Below are 22,253 nucleotides of genomic sequence, written 5' to 3' on the forward strand. Positions count from 1 at the left end.
TTGACCGTCCGTTTTGGCCCCCTTGTAGACAACGAATAACTTAAAAGTGCACCGCCTTCAAATGGATCTTCCATTTAAAAGCGGTGCACTTTCGTATTTAGTCTAAACTCATTAACTTTTTAGTAGCTTGTTATTGGCCACCACCTGGGCCGCCGGTACCTCCAGCCCCCCCAGTGGTGCCGGTACCAGTACTATTGCCTGGTGAGATAGCGGTCGACCCCGTCGTCGTAGTGGTATCGGCGGTGGTCATAATAGCGATTTTTCCTGTTTTGGCATAGGCCAAGCTAAGACCGTTACGAATATAGTTCGTGACCCGTTGGAGTTCCGATTTCGTCGCAACTTCCATACTTTGCCCGTTCATCGTTTGACTGCTTCCCTGGATATGGGTCGTCTTGATGTGCTTAAGCGCCGTACGGTAATTCTGCGCCAACGCCGTTAAATCATTAAAGGTCAAATCAGTTTGCGTTTGCTTCGACAGCGATTGGATAAACGATTCGTTCAGTAGTGTCGATACTGATTTACTTTGCTTCAACAGGGCCATGATGACCTTTCGTTGCCGCGTCTGCCGACCATAATCCCCTTGCGGATCATCGTCACGCATCCGGGCATAAGCCAACGCTTTCTTCCCGTTCATGTGGGTCTTGACACCCTTTTTAAAGGTGTACCCGCCATAACTAAAGCTCAAAGTTGGCTTCAAAGTCACACCACCGACTTCGTTAATGATTTTTTTCATTCCGCCCATGTTGATAATGGCGTAGAAATCAATGGGGACGTTCAGCATCTTTTGGACCGTGGTAATGGCGGTCTTGGACTTGCCCCAAGCGTACGCCGCATTCAATTTAGCGGGTGACTGGCTGGTGTACCCCGGAATATTGACCGCTAAGTCACGGGGCAAACTGGTCATCGTGGTCTTCTTGGTCTTAGGGTTGATGGTCACCACCATCATACTATCGGTTCGGCCCTGAAAGTTTCGGCCCAACGCACCGGTGTCGGTCCCCATCAACAAAATCGAAATCGGCTTTTTCTTCGCCAATTGTTGACTCACGTTCCGCAGTTTAGTAACGCCCGACGCCTTATACGACTTCTTGACGGAACTTTGCAAGTTTTGATATTGATGGGCGCCGTACGCGACACCACCCACGACCAGCACCAAGATGAGTGCTAAAAATGTTTTGAGCCAGGGGTGTCGATTTCTTCGTCTACGTTGCATGTTGCCATCCTTTCAACCACCGGCTTGCGACCACCGGGGTACACATAATCTAAAAATGATTGAACCCGTCCATTATAAGCGGGATTCCTTAAGTCTTCCTAAGCTTGTCCTGACCTTAATCAAATTCCAAGGTTTCTAAAACAATGATAAAATGATTAGATTATCATAATATTTTAATTATATTTTAACCAGTTGTCAAGCACCATTGGGCTATCAAAAAACCACGTCGTCAGCTGACCGTCCTGCTAAAAACGGCTACTCTAACCACGTGGTCGGTCAGCTCGTTTTCCCAGGAGCTGACTAGTGTATTATTTCTTTAATGTTTCGTCAAGGGCCTCGACTTGTTTGACCGGTCCCACCACGGTCAAAATATCGTGTAATTGCACGATTGCCGTGGGGTCCGGGGAGATGTCAATCTTTTGGCCCCGTTGAATCGCAATCACCGTTAAATCGAAGCGTTGGCGTAAATTCAACTGAATCAAATTTTGGTTGACGAAGGTCGGATCCGTGATGACAACTTCGGCAAGGGTGTAATCCTTGCTCAAGTCAATAAAATTCAGAATATGGTTCGACAAGAGTTTACGGGCGATGCCCCGGCCCATGTCCCGTTCGGGGAACACAACCTGGTCGGCACCCACTCGTCATGGTCGGCCGTTTCGGCCTTGGCTATCACTTTCTTGGCCCCCTGTTCTTTAGCCAATAATGTGGTGAGGATACTGGCCTCCATGTTGTTCCCAATCCCAACGATGACGTAATCAAAGGTATCGATATTCAACCGCCGTAAGACCTCTTCGTCACGCGTGTCCGCAATTAGAGTCTGTGTGGCCACATCGACTAACTCGTTGACCCGTTCCTCGTCAACATCAACGGCTAATACATCTTGGTGCATATCGACCAACGTTCGCACGACTGCTTCGCCAAAGCGTCCTAAGCCCAATACCGCACAGTTTTTTCGCAATTTTGCCACTCCTTAACCAATTAAAATGTTTTCTTCCGGATACCGGATACGGTTGACCCGCGTCTGCCGCTTCGACAGTGAGTACAACGAGGTAAAGATACCGACCCGGCCAATAAACATCAATAAAATAATCACGATTTTGCCCACAGCACTTAGATCCGGGGTCAAGCCCATGCTTAAGCCTACGGTCCCAAATGCGGAGAGGACTTCAAACACAATGTATTCTAGTCCATACCCGCGCGGAATCTTCTCGGTCTGCGTCAAGATCAGCGTTGCAACGGCAATCACGATACTAGCCAAAAAGACTAACAATAGCGCCCGGCTGATGTTGGCCTGGCTGAAGCGCCGGTGACTGAATTCAACGTCGTCCTTACCTCGCAACTGGGCGATACTTTGGAGCATCAACACCCCAAAAGTCGTGGTTTTAATCCCACCGGCCGTTGACCCGGGCGTCCCCCCAACAAACATTAAAATCATAATTAAGAAAATACTCCCAGCATGTAGTGAGTGTGTCGGTAAAGTAATAATTCCCGCCGTCCGGGGCGTCACACTCAAAAATAAAGTGTTCAAAACCCGATTGGGCCACGCCATTTGGTCCGCAAAGCGGCTCAAGTTCCCCTCGGTCACTAATAGGGCCACAAAACCAACCACGAACAACGTTCCCGTGGTCACCAGGGTCAATTTTGAGTTTAAACTGAGGCGCTTACGCTCATGGTAGAGCAAGAGATCGCGCCAGACCAAAAAGCCCAGGCCCCCACTAATAATTAAAATAATGGTCACGATGAGTAAGTACGGGTCGTGACGAAATCCTTCGAGACTATTACCGAAAACGTCGAAACCGGCGTTACAAAAGGACATCACTGAGTGGTAGACCGATACATAAAGGCCGCGTCCCCAACCATACCGGGGGACGAAATCTAGGGCCAAAAGTCCCACGCCACCCACTTGAAACGCTGCAGATAACCCAATGACGTATTTCATCACGCTCTTAGTATCACTCAGTGTTTCTAGGTTCAAAGATTCCTTGACCATCAGTTGCGTTGATAACCCCATATTACGATGGCGGCGAATCAAGTTAAACAACAACACGGCAAAGGTCATGTATCCTAGGGCCCCGACTTCGGCCATCCCCAAAATGACCACCTGACCAAAAATCGACCAGTGGGTGGCTGTGTTCACCACAGTCAAGCCCGTGATACAGGTTGCTGACGAGGCCGTGAAGACGACGTTCAGAAAGGATGTCTCTTGGCCGGTACGGGTCGCCGCGGGTAAACTTAATAAGATGGTTCCCAGGGCAATAATCAGCACGAACCCAAAGACCATTTTTTTCGAAAGCGTATCTAAAAATCGCATGTGCCAAATCTTCATCAAACCCAAGCAAGACACTCACACCCAAATTAGCGATTGAGCCCCTCACTTCACCTCCTAAATCCCAAAATCTGCTCCTCTCAGCTTAAGCCCGAAACCCGCTTAAAAGCAAGGGGATTTTAGCCTCGAAGGCAAGTTTTTGGGCGTCACTTGCCGGCTTTCTTGGTCACCGTCCTAAGTCCCCCGTTTGTATGCCTACTAAGAGCCAAAAGGTCGTACACTACAGGAGAGGTTACTTTTAAGGAGGAAACGCCTATGAAAACCATCACGTTGTACCTTGTTCGCCACGGCGAAACCTACTTCAACGTGTTCCATGAATTCCAGGGATGGAGTGATACCCCGTTGACTAATCGGGGCCACCGGCAGTTGGCCCAAACGGCGGTAGCTTTGCGTCCATTGTCGTTTGCCCGTATCTACACTAGTGATACCAGCCGGGCGATTAGTAGCGCCACGCAAATTCAAGCGACTAACGATTGGCACCTCCCCGTGACGTCTCTTGCCAGCTTGCGAGAACACTTTTACGGCGCGTTTGAAGGTCAACCAGTAGCTTATACCTGGCACTTGATTGCCCAGGCTCACGGCTGGACCGATTACGCCGATTTAGTTGCTCACACTTCAGTCGACACCGCTCAAGATTTACTGCATACCGCCGACCCTGCCCAATTGGCGGAAACTAGTCAGGACTTTTGGGAACGTTTCTTAATGGGCTTAGACCAAATCTACCACGAGAACACCGGTGACCAACCCGTGTTGCTGATTTCTCACAGTTCAAACCTGCGGGCCCTAATTGCACGTTACGCCCCAATGTTGTTGGACCCCCTCACCCCCGAAAACAGCAAGATTACCCGGCTAACGTTGCAACATGACCCCGATTTACACCTGAAGATCGATTACTATAATCGTGACCGGCTTTAAATTTTGACACATTAAAGGCGAGCCCGAATAACCGGGCTCGCCTTTTATTCGCTCATTGTTTAGTTATTTCTGTAAAAATTTTGCCGTATCGTCCCAAGTTTCAATACCACCAGCGATTGCTTGTGGATTGGTTGGGTTATGCCAGGTAAAATCATCATACCAGAGCCCCCGCTTGCCTTGGTCTAACGCTTGAATGGCAGCCACGTCCTCATCACTTAATTCAAAGTCGCCTAATTGGCTGTTTTCAATAATGCGTTTGACGTGCGTCGACTTTGGAATCACGACAATCCCTTGCTGGTAATCCCAACGGAGAATAATCTGAGCAGCCGAGCGCTGATACTTGGCGGCCAACTTAGTGATCACCAGATTATTGAGCGCTTCACCGCCGCCTAAGGGAGACCAAGCTTCCAATTGAATGCCCGCTAACTGCATCAATTGCCGAATGTCCTTTTCCTGGTTTAACGGATTAAACTCCATCTGGTTAATTACCGGCGTGATACTGGTTTTGTCCAGCAACTCACTCAACCGGTCCCGGTCAAAGTTAGAGATGCCGATTGCACGGATCTGACCGTTACGGTAAAGCTCTTCTAATGCCCGCCAAGTATCAATGAAGCGCCCGTCGACTGGCCAGTGAATCAAGTATAAGTCTACGTAGTGTAACCGCAATTGTTTCAAACTGGCCTCAAAAGCCCGGAGCGTGGAATCATAACCCTGATCATCATTTAAGACCTTGGTGGTCACAAACAAATCCTTGCGGTTCAACCCGGTTTGAAGCAGGCCATCTTGAATCCCGGCTCCAACTCCTGGTTCATTCCCGTACTGTTTAGCCGTATCAATCAACCGATAGCCATGTTGAATCGCTTGGCTAACTGATTGAGCAGCATCCGTGTTCGAGGTCTTCCAAACGCCTAAGCCTAGTCGTGGCATGGTGTAGCCATTATTCAAGGTAACCCGTTGCGTTAATACCGAATTTGTCATCCGTCAATTCCTCCTCAAATTAGATTACATCGTTGATTGTATAACTGAAACGTTGTTCCCCGCAACTAAACCGTATCTCAAAAACCGGTTGCTCCGACTAAAAGTCGAAAAACAACCGGTTTATTCTTAACTATTTTGGGCTTTGACGGCTAACTGCCGGTGGAAAATCAGGTAGACTAAGGCGGTCAACGGCACCGTAATCATCAACGCGGGATAAAAAGTAGGCAATGGTAAGGCATCAAACAACGCCCCGCCAATGACTGGCCCTAAAATCATCCCCGTATCCATGCCGATATAAAAGGTACTGTTAGCAAGTCCCTGTTCGTCTAACGGGGCAATCAGCAAAGCGGTAGCCTGACACACAGAGTACATGACCCCGTAGCCCCCAGCTAATCCCGCCGCGGCCAAAACCATCCACCAATTATTCGTCAGATAGGTCAGTCCCATCATACCAATCAAGTTACAAATACTTCCAATCAACAGAAACCACTTAAAAGCGACCCGATCAAAATAGTCCTTAAAGACCAGTCGTACCACCAAGAGAATGATGGCGTAGATGATAAAGAAGCTTCCGGACGAGACTGGTAACTGCCGAGCCGCCACGTACTCGACGATATAGGATTGTGTCGCAAAATACGGAATCGACAACAACATCAAGATGATGGCTATCGGGATGACTTTCGGTTGAACAATTCGAAACCGAGGTTCTGCCGCCTTTTTCGTTACTTGAGTCCGTGGTTGGTACGGGCGACCACGATTGATCACAAATTGAATCAGGATTAAAAGGACCGCACTAAACGCTGTAGAACACAGAAAGGCGACCCGATAATTGACCTGATGGTAGACCCAGATACCCAAAGCGGGCGCCACGGCCATCCCCAAGGCGTTCATCATGCCATAGTAGCTCATCCCCGCCCCCATTCGTTCGCGCGGCAAGAGACTTGAAAACCAGGTAGCCAGGCAAATGGAACTTAACGCAAAGCCGAACCCATGAACGATTCGGAAGAAAACTACCATCCACGGGGCCGTAGCTACTGCGTAGCCAGCCGTGGCCACGACTAAGAGGCCACTACCGATAAACGCCACTTTATACTTGGTAATCTTGTCGACGATTTGGCCGGCAAACGGGCGAAAAATCAACGAGCACACGTTCATTGCGGCCGTCACGCCACCAGCAATCAAGGTACTGGCCCCCAGGCTTCTAGTGAACCCAACGATGATTGGATTGATCAACATTGAGGAACACATATAACAAAAGGTACAAATCAACAAGAGAATAATATCACGTGAAAATAATTTGGTGCTGCCTGTCTCCGACTTACTCACGGTTGGCCTTCTTTCAGAAAAATTTCATCTTCAATATCATACCATACTGACGACGTGACTTTTTTGATGGAAGCGTTGCCGATGATCATCAGGTGTTTTTTTAGTCAAAAAAGGCTCCAAACTAAGGTCCAGAGCCTCTACTTGTTAATCTTCTGAAGTGGTAGTCGTTGCCAATACGTCATTCATATGCCCACTGATAAAACCACCTAAATCCACAGAAACATAATCGTAGCCTAATTGCTTTAGCTTTGTATTAATGGCTTCCCGTTGTGCCATTAGAGCACTCATCTGCTGATTAGGCACCTCAATCCGGGCCAAGTCACCATGAACCCGCACTCGCACGGTCGAGAAACCCAACTGGCGAAGATAGCTTTCAGCTTGCATGACCCGGTCAATTGCTGTCTGAGTCAGCGTTGTATTATAAGGAAAACGGGATGATACACTGCTCGACGGAACTTTGTTCCAATTACTCAAACCATAATCTTGTGCCAATTGTCGCACATCGACTTTAGTAAAGTTTGCAAGAGCTAGTGGACTAACGATTCCTTCTTCATCTCGAGCTTTAAGTCCTGGACGGTAATCCTGCAAATCATCTGCAATAATCCCATCAAAAATGACATCAGCCGGATACTGGGCTTTTAAACCATTCATTCGTTGATAGAACAGCTTTTTAGCGGCATACCAACTATTTGGTGTATTTTGCCGGACATCTTCATTTTTCAAATAAGCCAGCGTTGTGGGAACAACCTGAACACCCAGTTGCTTTCCGAGGGCAACTGCCTGGGTAAATTCTACATCACTAAAGAGCTCTGAATTAGCCACTATGGCAACGACATTTTTAGTCCCATAAGCTGTAATTGCTGCCTGTAAGACCACGGTACTATCAATTCCGCCAGAAAAAGCCACCAAAGCTGAGCGATATTGACTTAACACTGTTTGCAATTGTTCTGTTTTATTTGTAACTACGTCCGTCAACCACTCCCGACTAAAGTCGGAAGCTTGTGAGAACTGCACCTAACGGTGCAACGACCACAATTTGCTTAGATACAGCAATTGCCTGCATGCAGGTCTTACGTGCTAATTACCAAAGCCTTTTATGCCCGCAGGTTGCCAGACGGACAAACAAGTTAAGCACTTGCCAAGCCTTTTTTGAGAATGTTTTTAGCAGCATTCCAATCGCGAATGTGGTGATTACCGCACTGCGGGCAAGTCCATTCACGATCTTTTAAGGTCAATTTTTTATCACCGCACATCAAATATCCACACTCACTACAGGTTTGTGTCGTGTTACGCGGATTAACGGTGACAAATTTATGGCCGTATAGGTCGGCTTTATAGGCCAGCATGCCTAAAAAAGTTCGCCAGCCAACATCAGCAATGCTCATTGCCAATGCATGGTTTCGTAACATATTCTTACTCCGCAACTCCTCTGCAACAACTAAATCGTGGTTCTTGATAAGTGTTGTTGAGACAAGATGTAGAAAGTTGTTACGTTGATTAGCAACTTTTCGCTGGAGGGTGGCCACCAATACACGTTGTTTCTGATAATTCTTAGCTTCACGAAGCGGCCGATTTTCTTTTTTAGCCCGTAGCGCACGACGAGAAAGTTTACGTTGGGCTTTGGCTAGCTTGCCCTTGATAGAGCGATAGTAACGTGGGTTGGCAACGATGTTGCCGTTTGAATCAGTTAGGAAATTGTCAGTATTTAGGTCAATGCCTACTGGAGAGATCTGTTGCTTGCCACCCGCAACAAACGGGGTGTCCGATCCTAGTTGCATAGATAAGTAGTAACGCCCAGTGACATCGCGCGAGACAGTGATTGTTCCAATACGAACATCATTGCCACAACTAAACAAGCGTCTATGTGACCCAGACACACGCAATCGGCCAATCAAGCTAATTTTCACATGCTTAGAATCGAGAAAACGGCAACTGCCATTGAACAAATTCGGCTTAACCTTAGCATAGCGATTTGGGAGCTGAAAGCTGCCACTCATCTGCTTTTTATGGAACTTTGGTGTGCCAGATCTGTGTACTTGTCGAAATAAACGCCACGCGCTCTGATAAGCTCGTCGTGCTTGATCTACAACGTCGGTACCTACATTGGTACCTGATAACCAAGGATGTAGTGCAAACAACATTTGTGTGTTGTTTTTACGTTTCTGCAGGTAGGCAATGCGATTAACAACCGAAGCAATGTAACACTTTACTTTACGCAATTGAAATAGTTCTTTGTCGATGGCCACCATCTCGTTGTAAGCAAAACGGCTTGCGTTGATATTGTTGTCAAGCTGATGTTTCTGCTCACGAGATGGGAATATTCGCATTTTAATTCCGTAATGGTATTTGAACTCAGACATTTTCTTAGTCACATATATCACCTCCTTAGACTATAATTATTATACGACTGTCACCACATTTAAACAACAAAGTCGTTTATCTATAAACGTTAGGAGTAAATCGTATGTCAAAAGAAAATGTGAAACACGAACGCGGATATGTTTATAACTTTCACTTCCATTTAGTCTGGGTAACGAAGTATCGGAAACAAATATTTAACACACCAAGATTAGCAAAGGAGATGTTGACAATCTTGCAAAACATTGCGAATCAAAACGAAATTGAAATTGAGAAAGGTGAAGTCATGCTTGATCATATCCATCTACTAATCAGCTTTAAACCAAAGTACGCGCCGGCCAATATTGTCAAGGTATTAAAGGGGGTCTCAGCACGCGAATGGTTCAAAATTCACCCAGAAACACAACAAATAGTTTGGGGCGGTCACCTTTGGTCGCCAAGCTATTACATGGGCACTTTAGGGGATATGTCAAAAGAAACAGTCGAACACTACATTGAGAACCAACGAACAGAAAGGGGGAAGGCGGGAAGGCCTCTGCTAAAACGCAACTAACGTTGCGAAACATGGGCGTTCCTCCCATGATTGAAATCATGGGTTTCCCGCCAAAATTTTAATGAAAATTCCTCCTAACTTAATTGGGCTTGAACCCCTGCCATTACCGTTTCTAACGCGACGTCCAATTTCTGAGCTGCCGTTTGACAATCCTCGTATTCTGGCGTCACTCGGTGAATATCATGATAAGTTGCTACCTTTAATCGAATAGGCATCCCCTTGTAAGACACGGTTGTAAAGTGTCGTTTCATGACGGTTCGCGCCATCTGAGTATACCGAATTCCCTTAGCTGTGGTGTACTTTAACATCGCTGTTACGAGTCGTTCACGGTCATTTTCAGCCGCTAAAACGGTGAGTAAGACACCGGGCCGGGCTTTTTTCATCTGAACTGGCGTCACGTAAACATCCAATGCTCCCGCCGTCAGTAATTGTGACTGGGCAAAACCAATACCCTCAGCTGTCTGATCATCGAGATTCGTCTCCAAGACCCATACCTGATCTTGAGTCGCAACTGTCTCTTTTTGTGACTGCGCAGTCGTTACTACCATGGCTCGTAACGCATTGAAGCGGCCCGTTTCCCGCTTTCCAAAACCATAGCCAACTTTTTGAACTGCCATTTGTGAATTAAGCGGCCCGAACTCTGTCACAAATTCCTTAACTAGGCCTAATCCTGTGGGCGTCAACAATTCCGTATGAATTTCCGGATGTTGTTGAACCGGTATCGGTCGTTCCGTCAACATTTGTGCAACTGCTGGTACTGGTACCGGCATTTCGCCATGTGCAACATTGATAAACCCACTACCATCGGCAATCGTTGAGCATTTGATCTGGTCAACATGCAATAAATCTAAACAAATACACGACCCTACGATATCCACAATGGAATCCAAAGCCCCCACTTCATGAAAATGAACGTTCGTTAGTGGGACCTGATGGACCTGCGATTCCGCCTGTCCAATATCCTGAAAGATTGCAATTGCATGTTGCTTCACCGTAGCTTTTAAATCACTAGACTGAATGAGTTGGACAATGTCACTCAGGTGACGACCATGGTGATTATGTGGCCCCTCAACAAACCCATGATCCTTGGTACCACGGTCAAGGACTACATCAAAATTAGTCCCGTAAATGGCACTTTTAGCTGTCCGTTCAGCCTGCAAAGTATACCCCGTCACATGCAGCTGTTTTAGAGCTACTTCCAGGTCGCTTAACTTCACCCCTAAGTCTAAAAGAGCCCCAATAAACATGTCACCACTCACGCCAGAAAAAGCATCTAAGTAAAGTGTTCGCATTTCATCTACCCCTTCAAATGATTCATCACACTTGCCGCGTAGGCCGCACCAAAGCCATTATCGATATTGACAACGGTGACGCCCTCCGCACAACTATTCAACATAGTCAAGAGTGCACTTAACCCATGATAACTGCTACCATACCCAACGCTCGTGGGTAACGCAATAACTGGGCTGGCAACTAAACCGCCAACAACACTAGCCAAAGCTCCGTCCATTCCAGCAGCAACGATGACGACCTTGGCCTGCCGGATTGCATCTAACTTAGCAAATAGCCGGTGAATACCCGCAACACCCACGTCATACACACGTTCAATCTGATTACCGAAGACTTTTGCGGTCACTGCCGCCTCTTCGGCAACAGATAGATCCGACGTTCCAGCCGTCACAATAGCAATCGTCGTTGGGGTAACTTCAGTCGGTAATGCTCCGTTTACTAAGCAACGTGCTATTGGAAAATAACATAAATTAGGCAATTGCCGTTTCACTAATTTAGCTTTAGAGGCCGTTATTCGCGTGCCCAAAACGGTTTGGCCTTGCTGGGTAAACTGCCGCATAATATCAATAATTTGGTCCGCTGTTTTCCCTTCACCAAATACGGTCTCTGGGTACCCAGTCCGCTGTTGACGATCAAAATCCAGATTAGTTATTTCTGCCATTGTCGGCGACGCCGTTAGTTGTTTTAACGCTGTGGCAACATCTAATTGATGACTTGCTACCGCTTGCAACAACTTTTTCTGATCTTCTTCAGTCACCGAGCATTCCTCCTAAGCTTGAACCTCTGGTACAGTCATCGACCCAGCTGGCAACACAATTACACTAGCTTGGTCCCCCTTTTCCGCAACTGCAGCTTGATAAGCCGCTGTTAACTCATGGAATGGCTTAAAGTGCACGTTACGCATCTGTTGGTCCGTCAAGTCCGTGACTGCCCAAGTTTGCGCCCAAGTATCAATCTGCGCCATCTTGGCTGCCTTATGATAGCCGAGTTTCCAACTATGATGAATCTTATCAAGTACTGCCTGAGCATCCTTTTCTGAACTCAAAAGATCATAAAAAGGTTTGGGGCCAATACCCGTTCGGCACTTCGCCACTAGAATTAAAATACCGTCGCGTTTAAGAGCTAACTTACCGTTATCCAGGGCTTTTTGTGCCTGATACAGGTCTACGTCCATCGGGTATGGGGCTACTGAAATCACAATATCTGCTTTATGTGGAATCCGAACGCCATAAACTTCCTTGGCTTTATCAATTCCCGCATAAAACGACTGGGATAGGTCTCCCGTCGTGACAGCATAAATGTCATGCTGACTATCCAACACCATTTCAATTGCAAAAATATCAATACCTTTTAAGACCTGCATGGCATCCATCATATCTTCATGAACTGGATTTCCCTTGAGTTTTAACGCTCTAGCGGAATTCTTTAGAGCCAGGTAATGATTCTCTGAAATCGTTTCATAAGCCGCTACTCCGGGCAAAAATGATTTACGCCCGCCAGTATAACCAGCAAAATAATGAGGTTCAATCGAACTAATGGGAACCACCTTAGCCGCATCTGCCACAATTTTATTTAGCAACATTTTTGTACCATTCGAAGACTTCCCCAAGTACGTCATAGCATCATGATGACAATCATGACTATGGATACGACCTTTTGCCTTTAAGTCCTGGTAAATATCAGCACCAAAAATGAAATTATACTCCTCTTCAGTCGGTTCCCGATGCACCCCAGTCGCAACAATAAAATAGATGTTTTTATCCTTAATCTTGGGGTAAATATGCCGTAAAACTTGTGCTGTAGGGGTCGGCCGCGTACCATCATTAACAATAAAAACTACTCGTTCATTCGTATCCATGAATTTCTCGAAGGAATCCGTTTCAAATGGATTAGCCAAGGCTTGATCGATTGCGGTATCAGCATCAACCTTATCCACATGATTCGGGTTAAACACCCCCGTCAGTTGATTGTCAGCAATGTCAACGTGAAAAGCATCTGATTTTCCATAAGGCACTTTAATTTGCAAAAAACCATCTCCTTAATCTGTACTAATTTTGTATTGCATCATCCTTTTTCCCAACACCAAGGTAATGCCACCCAAGTAGTGCAACCACCCACAAAACAATAAACAAACTGACAAGGCCTACTCCTAAGTGAAAGAAGTTAAGCCCTGATACCCAAGAAATTAATGGACTATGGACTTTAAACACTAGCTTAGCCGCTAACAAGAGATTCACACTGCCTGCAAACAACGCTGCTCCGACGGACACCGCTGTTAAAACCAAGTTATAGTAGACTTTCCGTATTGGAGACGCGAATACCCAGGCATAAGCAGTACTCATAAATAGGCCATCACTAGTATCCAAAAGACACATCCCCGCCATAAACAATAAGGGAAAGGAGAGGACCGCATACCAAGGAACCCCCTGACTAGTCGTAATGGCAGACGTCGCCAATACCGCAATTTGCGATGCCGTATCGAACCCTAATCCGAATAAAAAGCCAATACCGATTACTTGCCAATTATGATTAATCAAATGTAATCCCCGCTCAAAAATTCGATAAATAATCGATTTTTTTACCTGAACTGAAGCCTGTGGATGTTTGGCTCGCCGAAAATCGTGCCAAATGTGATGCAAAAGAACTAAGTTAACCACTGCTAATAAAATTAAGGTGATTCCTGCAAAAGTTGTGCCAATCACACCGCCGAGACGCTGAAAATCTGGTAACCGTCGTTTCGACCAGGTCACAAATAAAATAGTTGCTACGGCCATCAACATAACGACGGATGAATGACCCAGAGAAAAAGCAAAACCTACGCCGTGCGTATTCCGTCCTTCATTAATCATCTTTCGCGTAATATTATCTATAGCCGTGATATGATCTACATCAAAAGCATGTTGTAAGCCTAACGTAAAGGCTACGACTGCCATAGATAATAGCGCCGGGTACTGTCGCATATAAGAAACCGCTAACATTATTCCTGTAACCAAGAAGACTAACACAATTCCACCATATTTAGCGATATCGGGTCCTAACGGATAACGTCGATAATTCTCCAAGAATCCATCTCCTTCACTTACTATCTTTAATTACAAAATTTAAAATATCAGACGATAATTAGTTATTTTATAAAACCATACTCTAAGATTACCATTTTTAGACAGCTCAGACAACGCTTTCAAAATTCTTCATCCATTCGTTTTCCCTGTCGTGTCACTTTTTACCCATAAAAAAAACACCCACATTGCTGTGAGTGTCTTTCCATAATCCAAGATAAATCCAAAGATTAACGCTTGGAGAATTGTGAAGCTTTCCGGGCCTTCTTGAGACCTGGCTTCTTCCGTTCTTTCATCCGGGCGTCACGAGTCAAGAGACCCGCACGCTTCAGCGGACCACGGAAATCAGGATCAACTTCGAGCAATGCCCGAGCGATACCGTGACGGGTTGCACCGGCTTGACCGGAGAATCCACCACCGCGAACAGTAACTAATGCATCGTAGTTACCAAGCGTTTCCGTTACGTTGAATGGTTGTAAAACCACTTCACGGATACTTGCGAATGGAATGTAGTCTTCAATTGCCTTGTTGTTCATGACAATCTTACCTGAACCGGGTACTAAACGTACACGGGCAGAAGAGTTTTTACGACGGCCAGTGCCGCGATATTGAACTTGTGCCAATTGGGTTTCCTCCTTAAATTAGGTTCGTAATGTCTAATACTTCTGGCTTTTGGGCTTCGTGCTTGTGGTCTTCACCAGCATACACGTGAAGCTTTAATGCCATTTGGTGACCTAATGAACCCTTAGGAAGCATGCCTTGAACAGAAGTTTCGATCAATTTTTCTGGGTTTTCATCCCGGAAGTTACCGGCAGTCCGTGACTTCAAGCCACCAGCAAATTGCGTATGGTGGTAGTAGATCTTGTGAGTTGCTTTCCGACCAGTCAAGGCAATCTTGCTGGCGTTGATTACAATCACGTTGTCACCGGTGTCCACGTTAGGGGTGAACGTTGGCTTATTCTTACCACGTAAGACAGTTGCGACGACGGAAGCAAGCCGACCTAAGCTAACGTCGGTTGCGTCGACGATATACCATTTACGGTCAATGTCGCCGGGTTTTGCAATATATGTTGTGCGCACGTTAAATTCCTCCATAAATCTGTGTTTGTCTGACACCAAGTAAACTTTCCGGGGCTTATCGTGGGGCAAACAATACCAACGACTATGATACAAAGTTTTCACCTTAAAGTCAATGATTGTTTGGTCCCTTAGCTAAATTTAGCGTTGGTGTGGCGGTAATTTCGTTGGGTGTTGCGGGTCCTCACCCATGTAATAGACATGTTTGAGATACAAGCCCGCCGCCGGGGCGGTCCGTTGCGCCTGTTTGCGGTCCTTGACCTGATACAGTCGCAACACATCGTGCACCGGGCGGGTCCCGGATCCAATCTCGACCAACACACCCACCATGATCCGAATCTGGTTGTACATGAAGCCGTTCCCGTAGAACTCAAAAATCAATTCGTTGTTGTGCTGATCTACGTGACAGGTGGCTTCGTAAATGGTGCGCACGAAGGTCCGGGTCTGCGCCCCCGATGCCACGAAACTGGTGTAATCGTGTTCCCCCACTAAATCCTGGAGGGCCGTGTTAATTTTCGCCAAATCAATGGGAAACTTCCAGTGACCGGTGTAGTTACGTTTGAACGGATTACGAAATTCACCCAAATCCATCCGGTACAGGTAGCGTTTCCCCGACACATCATAACGGGCGTGAAAATCGGCAGCCACGAGGTCAACGTGGGTCACTTCCATGTCCATCGGTAATAGACTGTTGAGTCCTTTACGCATACTCTCTGCCGGAATATTAAACGGCAAATCAAAGTGGACCACCTGCGCTAAGGCGTGGACACCCGCATCGGTGCGCCCAGACCCATAAACGCCAATGGCGGGGGTCGGGTTCTTGGCCATCTTATTGACGACCTTGGTCAAAACGCCTTCCACGGTCCGTTTATTTGGTTGACGTTGGAACCCCGCAAAAGCGGTCCCGTCATACATTAATGTCACTTTGTAACGTTGCATTTTTTCTCCTACCAACGACGGCAAATCAAAATCAAGGCTAAGCCTAAGGCAAAAATCAGCCAGGTCACCGTATCCCGTCGTTGCCAAGTTAAAATACGGTACTGACTGCGATGCTCACTGTCTTGATATCCCCGCGCTTCCATCGCAATCGACAAATCTTCAGCGCGGTTAAAAGCACTGATAAACAGCGGGACCATCAAGGGTAATAGGGCTTTGGCCTGTTTGATCAAGCCTCCCTCACCGAAATCGACACCGCGGGCCCGCTGAGCGTTCATAATCTTTTGGGCTTCATCCATCAAGGTAGGCACGAACCGCAAAGCAATCGACAGCATCATCGCTAGTGTATCGACTGGGACGCGTACCCACCGTAATGGCTTCATCAGTGACGCTAAGCCAGTCGCAATGTCCAACGGTTGCGTCGACAGGGTCAGCAGCGTGGACATCGTGATAATCAGTAAGAACCGAATGAAGATGTACCCCGCATTGACGACCCCGTATTGCGTAACGTTGATGAAGGTCCAATGAAAGTAGACGTGGCCCCCCGTTGGACTAAAAAGCAATTGCAGCGCCACGGTAAAGAGAATCAACCAAATCAACGGCCGAATCCCCCGGACAAAGATCCGTAATGGAATCGTCGAGGCCCGAATCGCCCCCAGGGTGAACGCAATCAAAATCAAGTAGCTTAACCAATTGTTCGCCAGGAAAACCAGAATAATATAACAAAAACTCAATAATAGCTTATTCCGGGGGTCTAAGCGGTGAACGATGGAGTTGAGCGGTAAATACCGCCCAAAAAGAAACTTAGACATGGTCCACCCCCTTGGTTGGCCACTGCGCGGCCAGCTGAGCTGCTAAATCGTCCGCAGTTAACGGTAGCCCCTGCGGCCAATTTACGCCACGTTGTGCCAATTTTTGGGCAAATTGCGCCGCTCGAGGAAGATCCAAATCAGCAGTCCGTAACCACGCCACATCGCTAAAAATCTCCTGTGGTGTTCCGACCCGTAACAAGGTCCCGTGTTGCATCACGGCGACCTGTTCGGCGTACTGAGCCACGTCTTCCATTTGGTGGGTCACCAAAACAATGGTCAACCCCTGTTCACGGTGCAAGCGTTCAAACAGAGACATCATTTCTTGCCGCCCCTGGGGATCAAGGCCCGCCGTGGGTTCATCGAGGACCAACACCTTGGGATGCATCGCTAAAACACCGGCGATAGCGACCCGCCGCATCTGCCCTCCCGATAGCTCAAAGGGCGAACGTTGAGCATAACTAGCGTCTAAACCCACTAAGGCTAACATCTCATCGGCTAACTTTAACGCTTTATCCGGGTCTAAGCCGAAGTTCTGTGGCCCAAAGGCAATGTCTTGGCGGATGGTTTCCGCAAAGAGTTGACTTTCAGGAAATTGAAAGACCATGCCCACGTGCCGCCGCAACGGTTTTAAATCGGCGTTGGTGGTCGTAGGCGTCACGGTGAACTGGTCGACCGTGAGTTGCCCCGTGGTGGGTTTCAACAGCGCGTTGAGCTGTTGGATCAAAGTCGACTTCCCGCTCCCAGTATGGCCAATGATGGCCAAATAGCCATGGTCAGGGACCGTGAATGACACGTCAGTCAAAGCCGGAGTCGCTAAGGGTGTGTTGGCTTGGTAGGTGTAGCCGACGTGTTCGAAAGTGATTGCCACAACCATTCCTCCATTTCTGCAGTTGTCTGATAGCCACTGGGCGGCGTGATGCCACGTTGTCGTAATGCCGTGGCTAATTTTGCGGTGAAGGGGACGTCCAACCCCAACTCGATGAGGCGTTCCCCTTGAGCGAAGATAGCGGCCGGGGAATCCTCTTGGACCAGTCGACCGTCATCGACCACTAGGATTCGGTTGGCACTCGCCGCTTCATCAATATCATGGGTAATCGAAATCACGGTCAAATGTTGCGTCTCGTGTAACTCGCGTACCAACGCTAGCATCGCTTGGCGACCTTGCGGATCTAACATACTTGTCGCCTCGTCTAAGATTAAAATCTTCGGCGCTACGGCCACAATTCCCGCTAAAGCCACCCGTTGCTTCTGCCCCCCCGAAAGCGAACTGGGCGCCCGTTGGGCAAAGTCGGCCATGCCGACCCGTTGTAAGGCCTCGGCCACTTGTTTGATCATCTGATCACGCGGGACCTGCCGGTTTTCCAGCCCGAACGCCACGTCGTCTTCGACCGTGGCCCCCACGAACTGGTTATCTGGATTTTGAAAGATCATCCCAATTTGGTGACGAACTTGCCAGACCGTGTCCGCCGTGAGTGCGACCCCGCCGACAATAACTTCTCCTTCCGTGAACGGTAAGAGCCCGTCAATTGCCTTGGCCAGGGTGGACTTGCCGCTCCCATTATGGCCGACGATGGCCAACCACTCCCCCGCCCGAACGTCAAAACTGATTTGATTCAAGGCGGGGCGCTCACTGGCATCGGGGTACTGATATGATAGCTGATGTACTTCAATTATATTTTCCATCCGTTGGTCCGTCGCTCCCTTTGAAAAAGTCACCGCTAATTATACCAAAGAATTCTTCATCAACGCAATTTTTGCCCGCATCATAAAAAAGCGTACAAAAAAAATCACTAACAAACCAGCGGCGCTGAGGCTTTCGCCCCCATTCAAGCTAGACTAGGAAACTCCATCATCATAGCGCTCTATACCACATGGTTCTAGTGATTTATGTGTTACCAGTTGTCACACACTACGGTGGCGTGACCAGCCCGGACTCGCGATTAATTAAAAATTAGTCAACAAATTCCAAAATTGCCATTGCAGCACCATCACCGCGACGAGGCATCGTCTTTAAGATCCGCGTGTAACCACCGTTACGATCCGCGTACTTCGGTGCTAATTCGCTGAATAGCTTTTGCAATGCACTAGTGATTTTGATGTCATCGCCATCTTCCTTAACATCGGCAACCACGTTACGAATGAACGTTGCCGCCTGACGCCGTGCGTGCAAGTCGCCTTGCTTACCCAAGGTGATCATTTGGTCCGCCGACTTGCGAACTTCCTTGGCACGTGCTTCAGTCGTTTCGATCCGACCATTTAAAATTAAACTAGTGGTCAAATCACGCAACAAAGCCTTCCGTTGAGAACTAGTCCGTTGTAATTTACGGTAACTCATAACCAGAAACCCTCCTTTGAGTATCTAAAATTAGTCTTCTTTCCGAAGTGATAAGCCTAAATCAGCTAACTTAGTCTTAACTTCTTCCAGAGACTTGCGACCCAGGTTACGAACTTTCATCATGTCCGCTTCGGTCTTGTTAGTCAATTCTTGCACCGTGTTGATGCCAGCCCGCTTCAAACAGTTGTAAGAACGAACGGATAAGTCGAGCTCTTCGATGGTCATCTCGAGCATCTTTTCCTTATGAGTTTCTTCCTTTTCAACCATGATTTCAGCGTTCTTGGCTTCGTCGGTCAAATCAACGAACATCGCTAAATGCTCAGTCAAGATCTTTGCAGCCAGAGAAATGGCTTCGCTCGGATTGATTGAACCGTTTGTCCAAACATCCAGGGTCAATTTATCATAGTCAGCCCGTTGGCCGACCCGTGCATTCTCTACTTGGTAGTTAACCCGTTCGATGGGGGTGTAAATCGAATCAACGGCTAAAACGCCAATTGGCATTTCCGTATTCCGCGTCTTGTTTTCGTCCGCAGAAACATAACCGCGACCCTTATCGGCCGTCATGCGCATGTGGAAGGTTGCCCCGTCAGCGACCGTCGCAATGTACAGGTCTGGGTTCAACACATCGACATCCGCTCCCGCAACAATGTCACCAGCAGTAACTTGTGCAGGCCCCTTAACGTTGATCTCCATGGTTTCTTCTTGATCATCGGCCCCGTTAAGCTTCAGCGCGATCTTCTTGACGTTTAAGATGATCTGCGTAACGTCTTCAACGACACCTTCGATAGTCGAAAATTCATGCAGAACCCCGTCGATTTGAATGCTGGTGACGGCTGCACCAGGTAATGAAGAAAGCAGAATCCGACGCAATGAGTTCCCTAAGGTCGTCCCATAGCCCCGTTCCAACGGTTCAACAATAAACTTGCCGTAGTTACTGCTCTCGTCAATTTTATGAATGTTAGGCTTTTCAAATTCAATCATTCTTATCGTTTACCCCTTTCAAACCGCGTTGAGCTCCTATAAGTCAATCCCATCATGAAGGCAATCTTCATAAATGAAACGCTCACGTTAGACCCGACGACGCTTTGGAGGACGAGTACCGTTATGTGGCACTGGCGTCACATCACGAATAGCCGTAACTTCGATACCAGCTGCTTGGATAGCCCGAATAGCGGCTTCACGTCCTGAACCTGGACCCTTAACAGCGACTTCCACGGACTTAACCCCGTGTTCCATCGAAGCCTTAGCAGCGGCTTCAGCAGCCATTTGAGCAGCAAATGGCGTTGACTTCCGACTACCTTTGAAACCTAAAGCACCTGCAGATGACCAAGCAATTGCGTTCCCTTGAACGTCAGTGATCATCACTAAAGTGTTGTTAAACGTAGCATGAATGTGCGCAACCCCGGATTCAATATCCTTTTTGACCCGACGCTTGCGACTAGTTCTTCTAGTTGCCATAAAAGTGTTTGACCTCCCTTACTTACTGAATTACTTCTTCTTGCCGGCAATCGTAACGGCTTTACCCTTACGAGTCCGCGCGTTGTTCTTCGTGTGTTGACCGCGAACGGGCAATCCACGACGGTGACGCATACCCCGGTATGACCCGATTTCTTGTAAGTTCTTGATGTTCAAGCTAACTTCACGACGTAAGTCACCTTCAACACGGTACTTATCAACTTCGGCCCGCACCTTATCTTCTTGGTCCGGCGTTAAATCACGAACCCGAACGTCTTCGGCAACCCCAGCATCAGCAACAATCTTATGTGCCGTGTTGATTCCGATTCCGAAAATGTAGGTCAAACCATAAGCGATACGCTTATCACGTGGTAAATCCACTCCTGCAATACGTGGCATTACTTGCACCTCCTATTAAATTAAATTACTTACCCTGACGTTGTTTGTGCTTTGGGTTGGCAGAGCAAATAATCATTACTCGACCCTTACGCTTGATAACCTTGCAGTGTTCGCACATTGGCTTAACTGATGGTCTTACTTTCATGAATAACCCTCCTACTTTTGTCCTACCGGTTACTTAAAACGATACGTAATCCGGCCCTTAGACAAGTCATACGGTGACATTTCAACAGTTACTCGATCACCAGGCAGAATGCGGATGTAATGCATCCGAATCTTACCCGAAACGTGAGCGAGAATTTCATGACCGTTTTCTAATTCTACCCGAAACATCGCGTTAGGTAATGTTTCGGTAACTTTACCTTCAACCTCAATGACATCGCTTTTCGCCACGAAAGTACCTCCCTTAATAATTGCGTATCAACTACGCGGAAAAGCGGTGAGAACACCAATTTGCCCTCACCGAGCACCTGCGAATTGCGGCAGTGCGCCATTTACAGGCTAAACCTGAATAATCTTACCATACATGCTTTAACAAAGCAAGATTCAGGTTTACTTCAACGCTTTAAGGATTTTTTCGATGTCGACGTAAACGTCATCGATGTCGCGGTTACCATCAACCGTGTAGAGTAACCCCTTCTTGGTGTAGTAATCAACTAACGGCGTGTTGGCCTTCAGGTTTACCGCCAAGCGATTCTTCACCGTTGCCGGCTTATCATCTTCGCGCTGATAGAAATCATGTCCGCCACAAACATCACACGTGCCTGCAACTTTCGGGTTATTGTAGAGCTTATGGTACGTGGCCCCACAAGTCCGACAAATGTACCGTCCGGACAAGCGTTCAACTAACACGTCAGGTTCAACGTGAATGTTGATGACCCCGTTGACGGTCCGGTCCAATTCAGGACCAAAGCTGTCAAGGGCTTGAGCTTGAGCCAGGGAACGCGGGAAGCCATCCAACATGTAACCTGCTTGGGTATCATCCTGGGCTAACCGATCACGCACGATTCCATTTGTCACTTCATCGGGAGCCAATTCACCTTTATCGATGTACTTCTTCGCGGCCACACCCATCTCGGTCTCATTCTTCATCGCATCGCGGAAGATATCTCCCGTTGAGATGTGGGGTAAATGGAATTCATCGATAATCTTTTGAGCCTGTGTGCCCTTACCGGCACCCGGCAGACCCATTAGAATTAAGTTCATTGCTGTCATGTTCGCTCT

At 47.4% G+C, this 22,253-nt stretch carries 25 protein-coding genes and 1 pseudogene; 2 read left to right on the top strand and 24 right to left on the bottom strand.

The annotated features are described in order from the left end of the window. Positions 1–130: 130 nt before the first annotated feature. The 3 genes and pseudogenes from H3M12_RS11110 to H3M12_RS11120 all read right to left on the bottom strand — a co-directional run bounded on the left by H3M12_RS11110 (position 131) and on the right by H3M12_RS11120 (position 3,521). Positions 131–1,210 carry an LCP family protein gene (locus tag H3M12_RS11110; protein ID WP_129031334.1) on the bottom strand — a complete coding sequence of 360 codons (1,080 nt, stop codon included), beginning with the start codon at positions 1,208–1,210 and terminating at the stop codon, positions 131–133. Between the two features lie 308 nt (positions 1,211–1,518). Continuing rightward, a pseudogene (locus H3M12_RS11115) lies at positions 1,519–2,168 on the bottom strand (potassium channel family protein). A gap of 12 nt (positions 2,169–2,180) precedes the next feature. Continuing rightward, on the bottom strand, positions 2,181–3,521 hold the full coding sequence (locus tag H3M12_RS11120) for a TrkH family potassium uptake protein (protein ID WP_225423477.1): 1,341 nt from the start codon (positions 3,519–3,521) through the stop codon (positions 2,181–2,183). Positions 3,522–3,791: 270 nt separating this feature from the next. Here H3M12_RS11120 and H3M12_RS11125 point away from each other — a divergent pair, with 270 nt between their 5' ends. Continuing rightward, positions 3,792–4,451 (top strand): histidine phosphatase family protein, encoded by a 660-nt coding sequence (locus tag H3M12_RS11125; RefSeq protein ID WP_129031335.1) that lies wholly within the window; start codon positions 3,792–3,794, stop codon positions 4,449–4,451. Positions 4,452–4,514: 63 nt separating this feature from the next. Here the strand turns inward: H3M12_RS11125 and H3M12_RS11130 are convergent, their stop codons facing one another. From H3M12_RS11130 to H3M12_RS11145, 4 genes are all read right to left on the bottom strand, one after another. Beyond that, positions 4,515–5,429: an aldo/keto reductase gene (locus H3M12_RS11130; RefSeq protein WP_170954922.1), complete on the bottom strand. Its 915-nt coding sequence runs from the start codon at positions 5,427–5,429 to the stop codon at positions 4,515–4,517. Between the two features lie 126 nt (positions 5,430–5,555). After that, the gene (locus H3M12_RS11135; RefSeq protein ID WP_129031417.1) at positions 5,556–6,677 is read right to left on the bottom strand and encodes an MFS transporter; all 1,122 of its coding nucleotides are present in this window, start codon (positions 6,675–6,677) and stop codon (positions 5,556–5,558) included. A 222-nt stretch (positions 6,678–6,899) separates the two neighbouring features. Continuing rightward, positions 6,900–7,769 carry an ATP-dependent sacrificial sulfur transferase LarE gene (larE, locus tag H3M12_RS11140; RefSeq protein WP_233449182.1) on the bottom strand — a complete coding sequence of 290 codons (870 nt, stop codon included), beginning with the start codon at positions 7,767–7,769 and terminating at the stop codon, positions 6,900–6,902. Positions 7,770–7,882: 113 nt separating this feature from the next. Beyond that, the gene (locus tag H3M12_RS11145) at positions 7,883–9,115 is read right to left on the bottom strand and encodes an RNA-guided endonuclease InsQ/TnpB family protein (RefSeq protein WP_129033056.1); all 1,233 of its coding nucleotides are present in this window, start codon (positions 9,113–9,115) and stop codon (positions 7,883–7,885) included. A gap of 104 nt (positions 9,116–9,219) precedes the next feature. On the opposite strand from H3M12_RS11145, the gene tnpA reads away from it, so the two are divergent. Continuing rightward, positions 9,220–9,666 carry an IS200/IS605 family transposase gene (tnpA, locus tag H3M12_RS11150; RefSeq protein ID WP_129033013.1) on the top strand — a complete coding sequence of 149 codons (447 nt, stop codon included), beginning with the start codon at positions 9,220–9,222 and terminating at the stop codon, positions 9,664–9,666. Positions 9,667–9,740: 74 nt separating this feature from the next. Here tnpA and larC read toward each other — a convergent pair whose 3' ends face one another. The 17 genes from larC to H3M12_RS11235 form a co-directional block, all read right to left on the bottom strand. Then, positions 9,741–10,958, bottom strand: a complete 1,218-nt coding sequence (gene larC, locus H3M12_RS11155) for a nickel pincer cofactor biosynthesis protein LarC (protein WP_129031337.1) — start codon at positions 10,956–10,958, stop codon at positions 9,741–9,743. Positions 10,959–10,963: 5 nt separating this feature from the next. Next, on the bottom strand, positions 10,964–11,713 hold the full coding sequence (gene larB, locus H3M12_RS11160; RefSeq protein ID WP_233449183.1) for a nickel pincer cofactor biosynthesis protein LarB: 750 nt from the start codon (positions 11,711–11,713) through the stop codon (positions 10,964–10,966). A gap of 12 nt (positions 11,714–11,725) precedes the next feature. Next, the gene (locus H3M12_RS11165) at positions 11,726–12,982 is read right to left on the bottom strand and encodes a lactate racemase domain-containing protein (protein ID WP_182150725.1); all 1,257 of its coding nucleotides are present in this window, start codon (positions 12,980–12,982) and stop codon (positions 11,726–11,728) included. Positions 12,983–13,004: 22 nt separating this feature from the next. Next, positions 13,005–14,018 carry a HoxN/HupN/NixA family nickel/cobalt transporter gene (locus tag H3M12_RS11170; RefSeq protein WP_225423480.1) on the bottom strand — a complete coding sequence of 338 codons (1,014 nt, stop codon included), beginning with the start codon at positions 14,016–14,018 and terminating at the stop codon, positions 13,005–13,007. A gap of 227 nt (positions 14,019–14,245) precedes the next feature. Further along, positions 14,246–14,638, bottom strand: coding sequence for a 30S ribosomal protein S9 (rpsI, locus tag H3M12_RS11175; RefSeq protein WP_011668466.1), 393 nt, complete (start codon positions 14,636–14,638; stop codon positions 14,246–14,248). A gap of 13 nt (positions 14,639–14,651) precedes the next feature. Beyond that, on the bottom strand, positions 14,652–15,095 hold the full coding sequence (gene rplM / locus H3M12_RS11180) for a 50S ribosomal protein L13 (RefSeq protein WP_129031339.1): 444 nt from the start codon (positions 15,093–15,095) through the stop codon (positions 14,652–14,654). A 138-nt stretch (positions 15,096–15,233) separates the two neighbouring features. Next, positions 15,234–16,031, bottom strand: coding sequence for a tRNA pseudouridine(38-40) synthase TruA (gene truA, locus H3M12_RS11185; protein ID WP_129031340.1), 798 nt, complete (start codon positions 16,029–16,031; stop codon positions 15,234–15,236). Positions 16,032–16,039: 8 nt separating this feature from the next. Beyond that, complete coding sequence (locus H3M12_RS11190) at positions 16,040–16,840, bottom strand: energy-coupling factor transporter transmembrane component T family protein (protein ID WP_129031341.1); 801 nt, start codon at positions 16,838–16,840, stop codon at positions 16,040–16,042. Further along, entirely contained in the window at positions 16,833–17,708 is an 876-nt protein-coding gene (locus tag H3M12_RS11195; protein WP_182150726.1) for an energy-coupling factor ABC transporter ATP-binding protein, read from the bottom strand. The genes H3M12_RS11190 and H3M12_RS11195 overlap by 8 nt, the downstream gene beginning before the upstream one ends. Then, positions 17,654–18,523, bottom strand: a complete 870-nt coding sequence (locus H3M12_RS11200; protein WP_129031343.1) for an energy-coupling factor ABC transporter ATP-binding protein — start codon at positions 18,521–18,523, stop codon at positions 17,654–17,656. Before H3M12_RS11200 ends, H3M12_RS11195 begins: the two co-directional genes overlap by 55 nt. 268 nt (positions 18,524–18,791) lie before the next feature. Next, on the bottom strand, positions 18,792–19,175 hold the full coding sequence (rplQ, locus tag H3M12_RS11205) for a 50S ribosomal protein L17 (protein WP_129031344.1): 384 nt from the start codon (positions 19,173–19,175) through the stop codon (positions 18,792–18,794). Positions 19,176–19,205: 30 nt separating this feature from the next. Continuing rightward, the gene (locus H3M12_RS11210) at positions 19,206–20,156 is read right to left on the bottom strand and encodes a DNA-directed RNA polymerase subunit alpha (protein ID WP_129031345.1); all 951 of its coding nucleotides are present in this window, start codon (positions 20,154–20,156) and stop codon (positions 19,206–19,208) included. A gap of 87 nt (positions 20,157–20,243) precedes the next feature. Beyond that, complete coding sequence (rpsK, locus tag H3M12_RS11215) at positions 20,244–20,633, bottom strand: 30S ribosomal protein S11 (RefSeq protein WP_129031346.1); 390 nt, start codon at positions 20,631–20,633, stop codon at positions 20,244–20,246. A 30-nt stretch (positions 20,634–20,663) separates the two neighbouring features. Further along, on the bottom strand, positions 20,664–21,029 hold the full coding sequence (gene rpsM / locus H3M12_RS11220) for a 30S ribosomal protein S13 (protein WP_129031347.1): 366 nt from the start codon (positions 21,027–21,029) through the stop codon (positions 20,664–20,666). 25 nt (positions 21,030–21,054) lie between these two features. Next, on the bottom strand, positions 21,055–21,174 hold the full coding sequence (rpmJ, locus tag H3M12_RS11225; protein WP_008855781.1) for a 50S ribosomal protein L36: 120 nt from the start codon (positions 21,172–21,174) through the stop codon (positions 21,055–21,057). 29 nt (positions 21,175–21,203) lie between these two features. Continuing rightward, on the bottom strand, positions 21,204–21,422 hold the full coding sequence (gene infA / locus H3M12_RS11230; protein WP_011668477.1) for a translation initiation factor IF-1: 219 nt from the start codon (positions 21,420–21,422) through the stop codon (positions 21,204–21,206). Positions 21,423–21,581: 159 nt separating this feature from the next. Then, positions 21,582–22,235, bottom strand: coding sequence for an adenylate kinase (locus tag H3M12_RS11235; protein WP_318531334.1), 654 nt, complete (start codon positions 22,233–22,235; stop codon positions 21,582–21,584). Positions 22,236–22,253 lie beyond the last annotated feature (18 nt).

Origin of the sequence: Levilactobacillus suantsaii, from assembly GCF_014069315.1 — a bacterium.
Lineage (GTDB): Bacteria > Bacillota > Bacilli > Lactobacillales > Lactobacillaceae > Levilactobacillus > Levilactobacillus suantsaii.

Coding starts and splice junctions, on each gene's coding strand:
- H3M12_RS11110 (WP_129031334.1), bottom strand. CDS start 1,210: ATGCAACGTAGACGAAGAAATCGACACCCCTGGCTCAAAACATTTTTA.
- H3M12_RS11120 (WP_225423477.1), bottom strand. CDS start 3,521: ATGCGATTTTTAGATACGCTTTCGAAAAAAATGGTCTTTGGGTTCGTG.
- H3M12_RS11125 (WP_129031335.1), top strand. CDS start 3,792: ATGAAAACCATCACGTTGTACCTTGTTCGCCACGGCGAAACCTACTTC.
- H3M12_RS11130 (WP_170954922.1), bottom strand. CDS start 5,429: ATGACAAATTCGGTATTAACGCAACGGGTTACCTTGAATAATGGCTAC.
- H3M12_RS11135 (WP_129031417.1), bottom strand. CDS start 6,677: ATGTGTTCCTCAATGTTGATCAATCCAATCATCGTTGGGTTCACTAGA.
- H3M12_RS11145 (WP_129033056.1), bottom strand. CDS start 9,115: ATGTCTGAGTTCAAATACCATTACGGAATTAAAATGCGAATATTCCCA.
- tnpA (WP_129033013.1), top strand. CDS start 9,220: ATGTCAAAAGAAAATGTGAAACACGAACGCGGATATGTTTATAACTTT.
- larC (WP_129031337.1), bottom strand. CDS start 10,958: ATGCGAACACTTTACTTAGATGCTTTTTCTGGCGTGAGTGGTGACATG.
- truA (WP_129031340.1), bottom strand. CDS start 16,031: ATGCAACGTTACAAAGTGACATTAATGTATGACGGGACCGCTTTTGCG.
- H3M12_RS11190 (WP_129031341.1), bottom strand. CDS start 16,840: ATGTCTAAGTTTCTTTTTGGGCGGTATTTACCGCTCAACTCCATCGTT.
- H3M12_RS11200 (WP_129031343.1), bottom strand. CDS start 18,523: ATGGAAAATATAATTGAAGTACATCAGCTATCATATCAGTACCCCGAT.
- rplQ (WP_129031344.1), bottom strand. CDS start 19,175: ATGAGTTACCGTAAATTACAACGGACTAGTTCTCAACGGAAGGCTTTG.
- H3M12_RS11210 (WP_129031345.1), bottom strand. CDS start 20,156: ATGATTGAATTTGAAAAGCCTAACATTCATAAAATTGACGAGAGCAGT.
- rpsK (WP_129031346.1), bottom strand. CDS start 20,633: ATGGCAACTAGAAGAACTAGTCGCAAGCGTCGGGTCAAAAAGGATATT.
- rpsM (WP_129031347.1), bottom strand. CDS start 21,029: ATGCCACGTATTGCAGGAGTGGATTTACCACGTGATAAGCGTATCGCT.
- rpmJ (WP_008855781.1), bottom strand. CDS start 21,174: ATGAAAGTAAGACCATCAGTTAAGCCAATGTGCGAACACTGCAAGGTT.
- H3M12_RS11235 (WP_318531334.1), bottom strand. CDS start 22,235: ATGAACTTAATTCTAATGGGTCTGCCGGGTGCCGGTAAGGGCACACAG.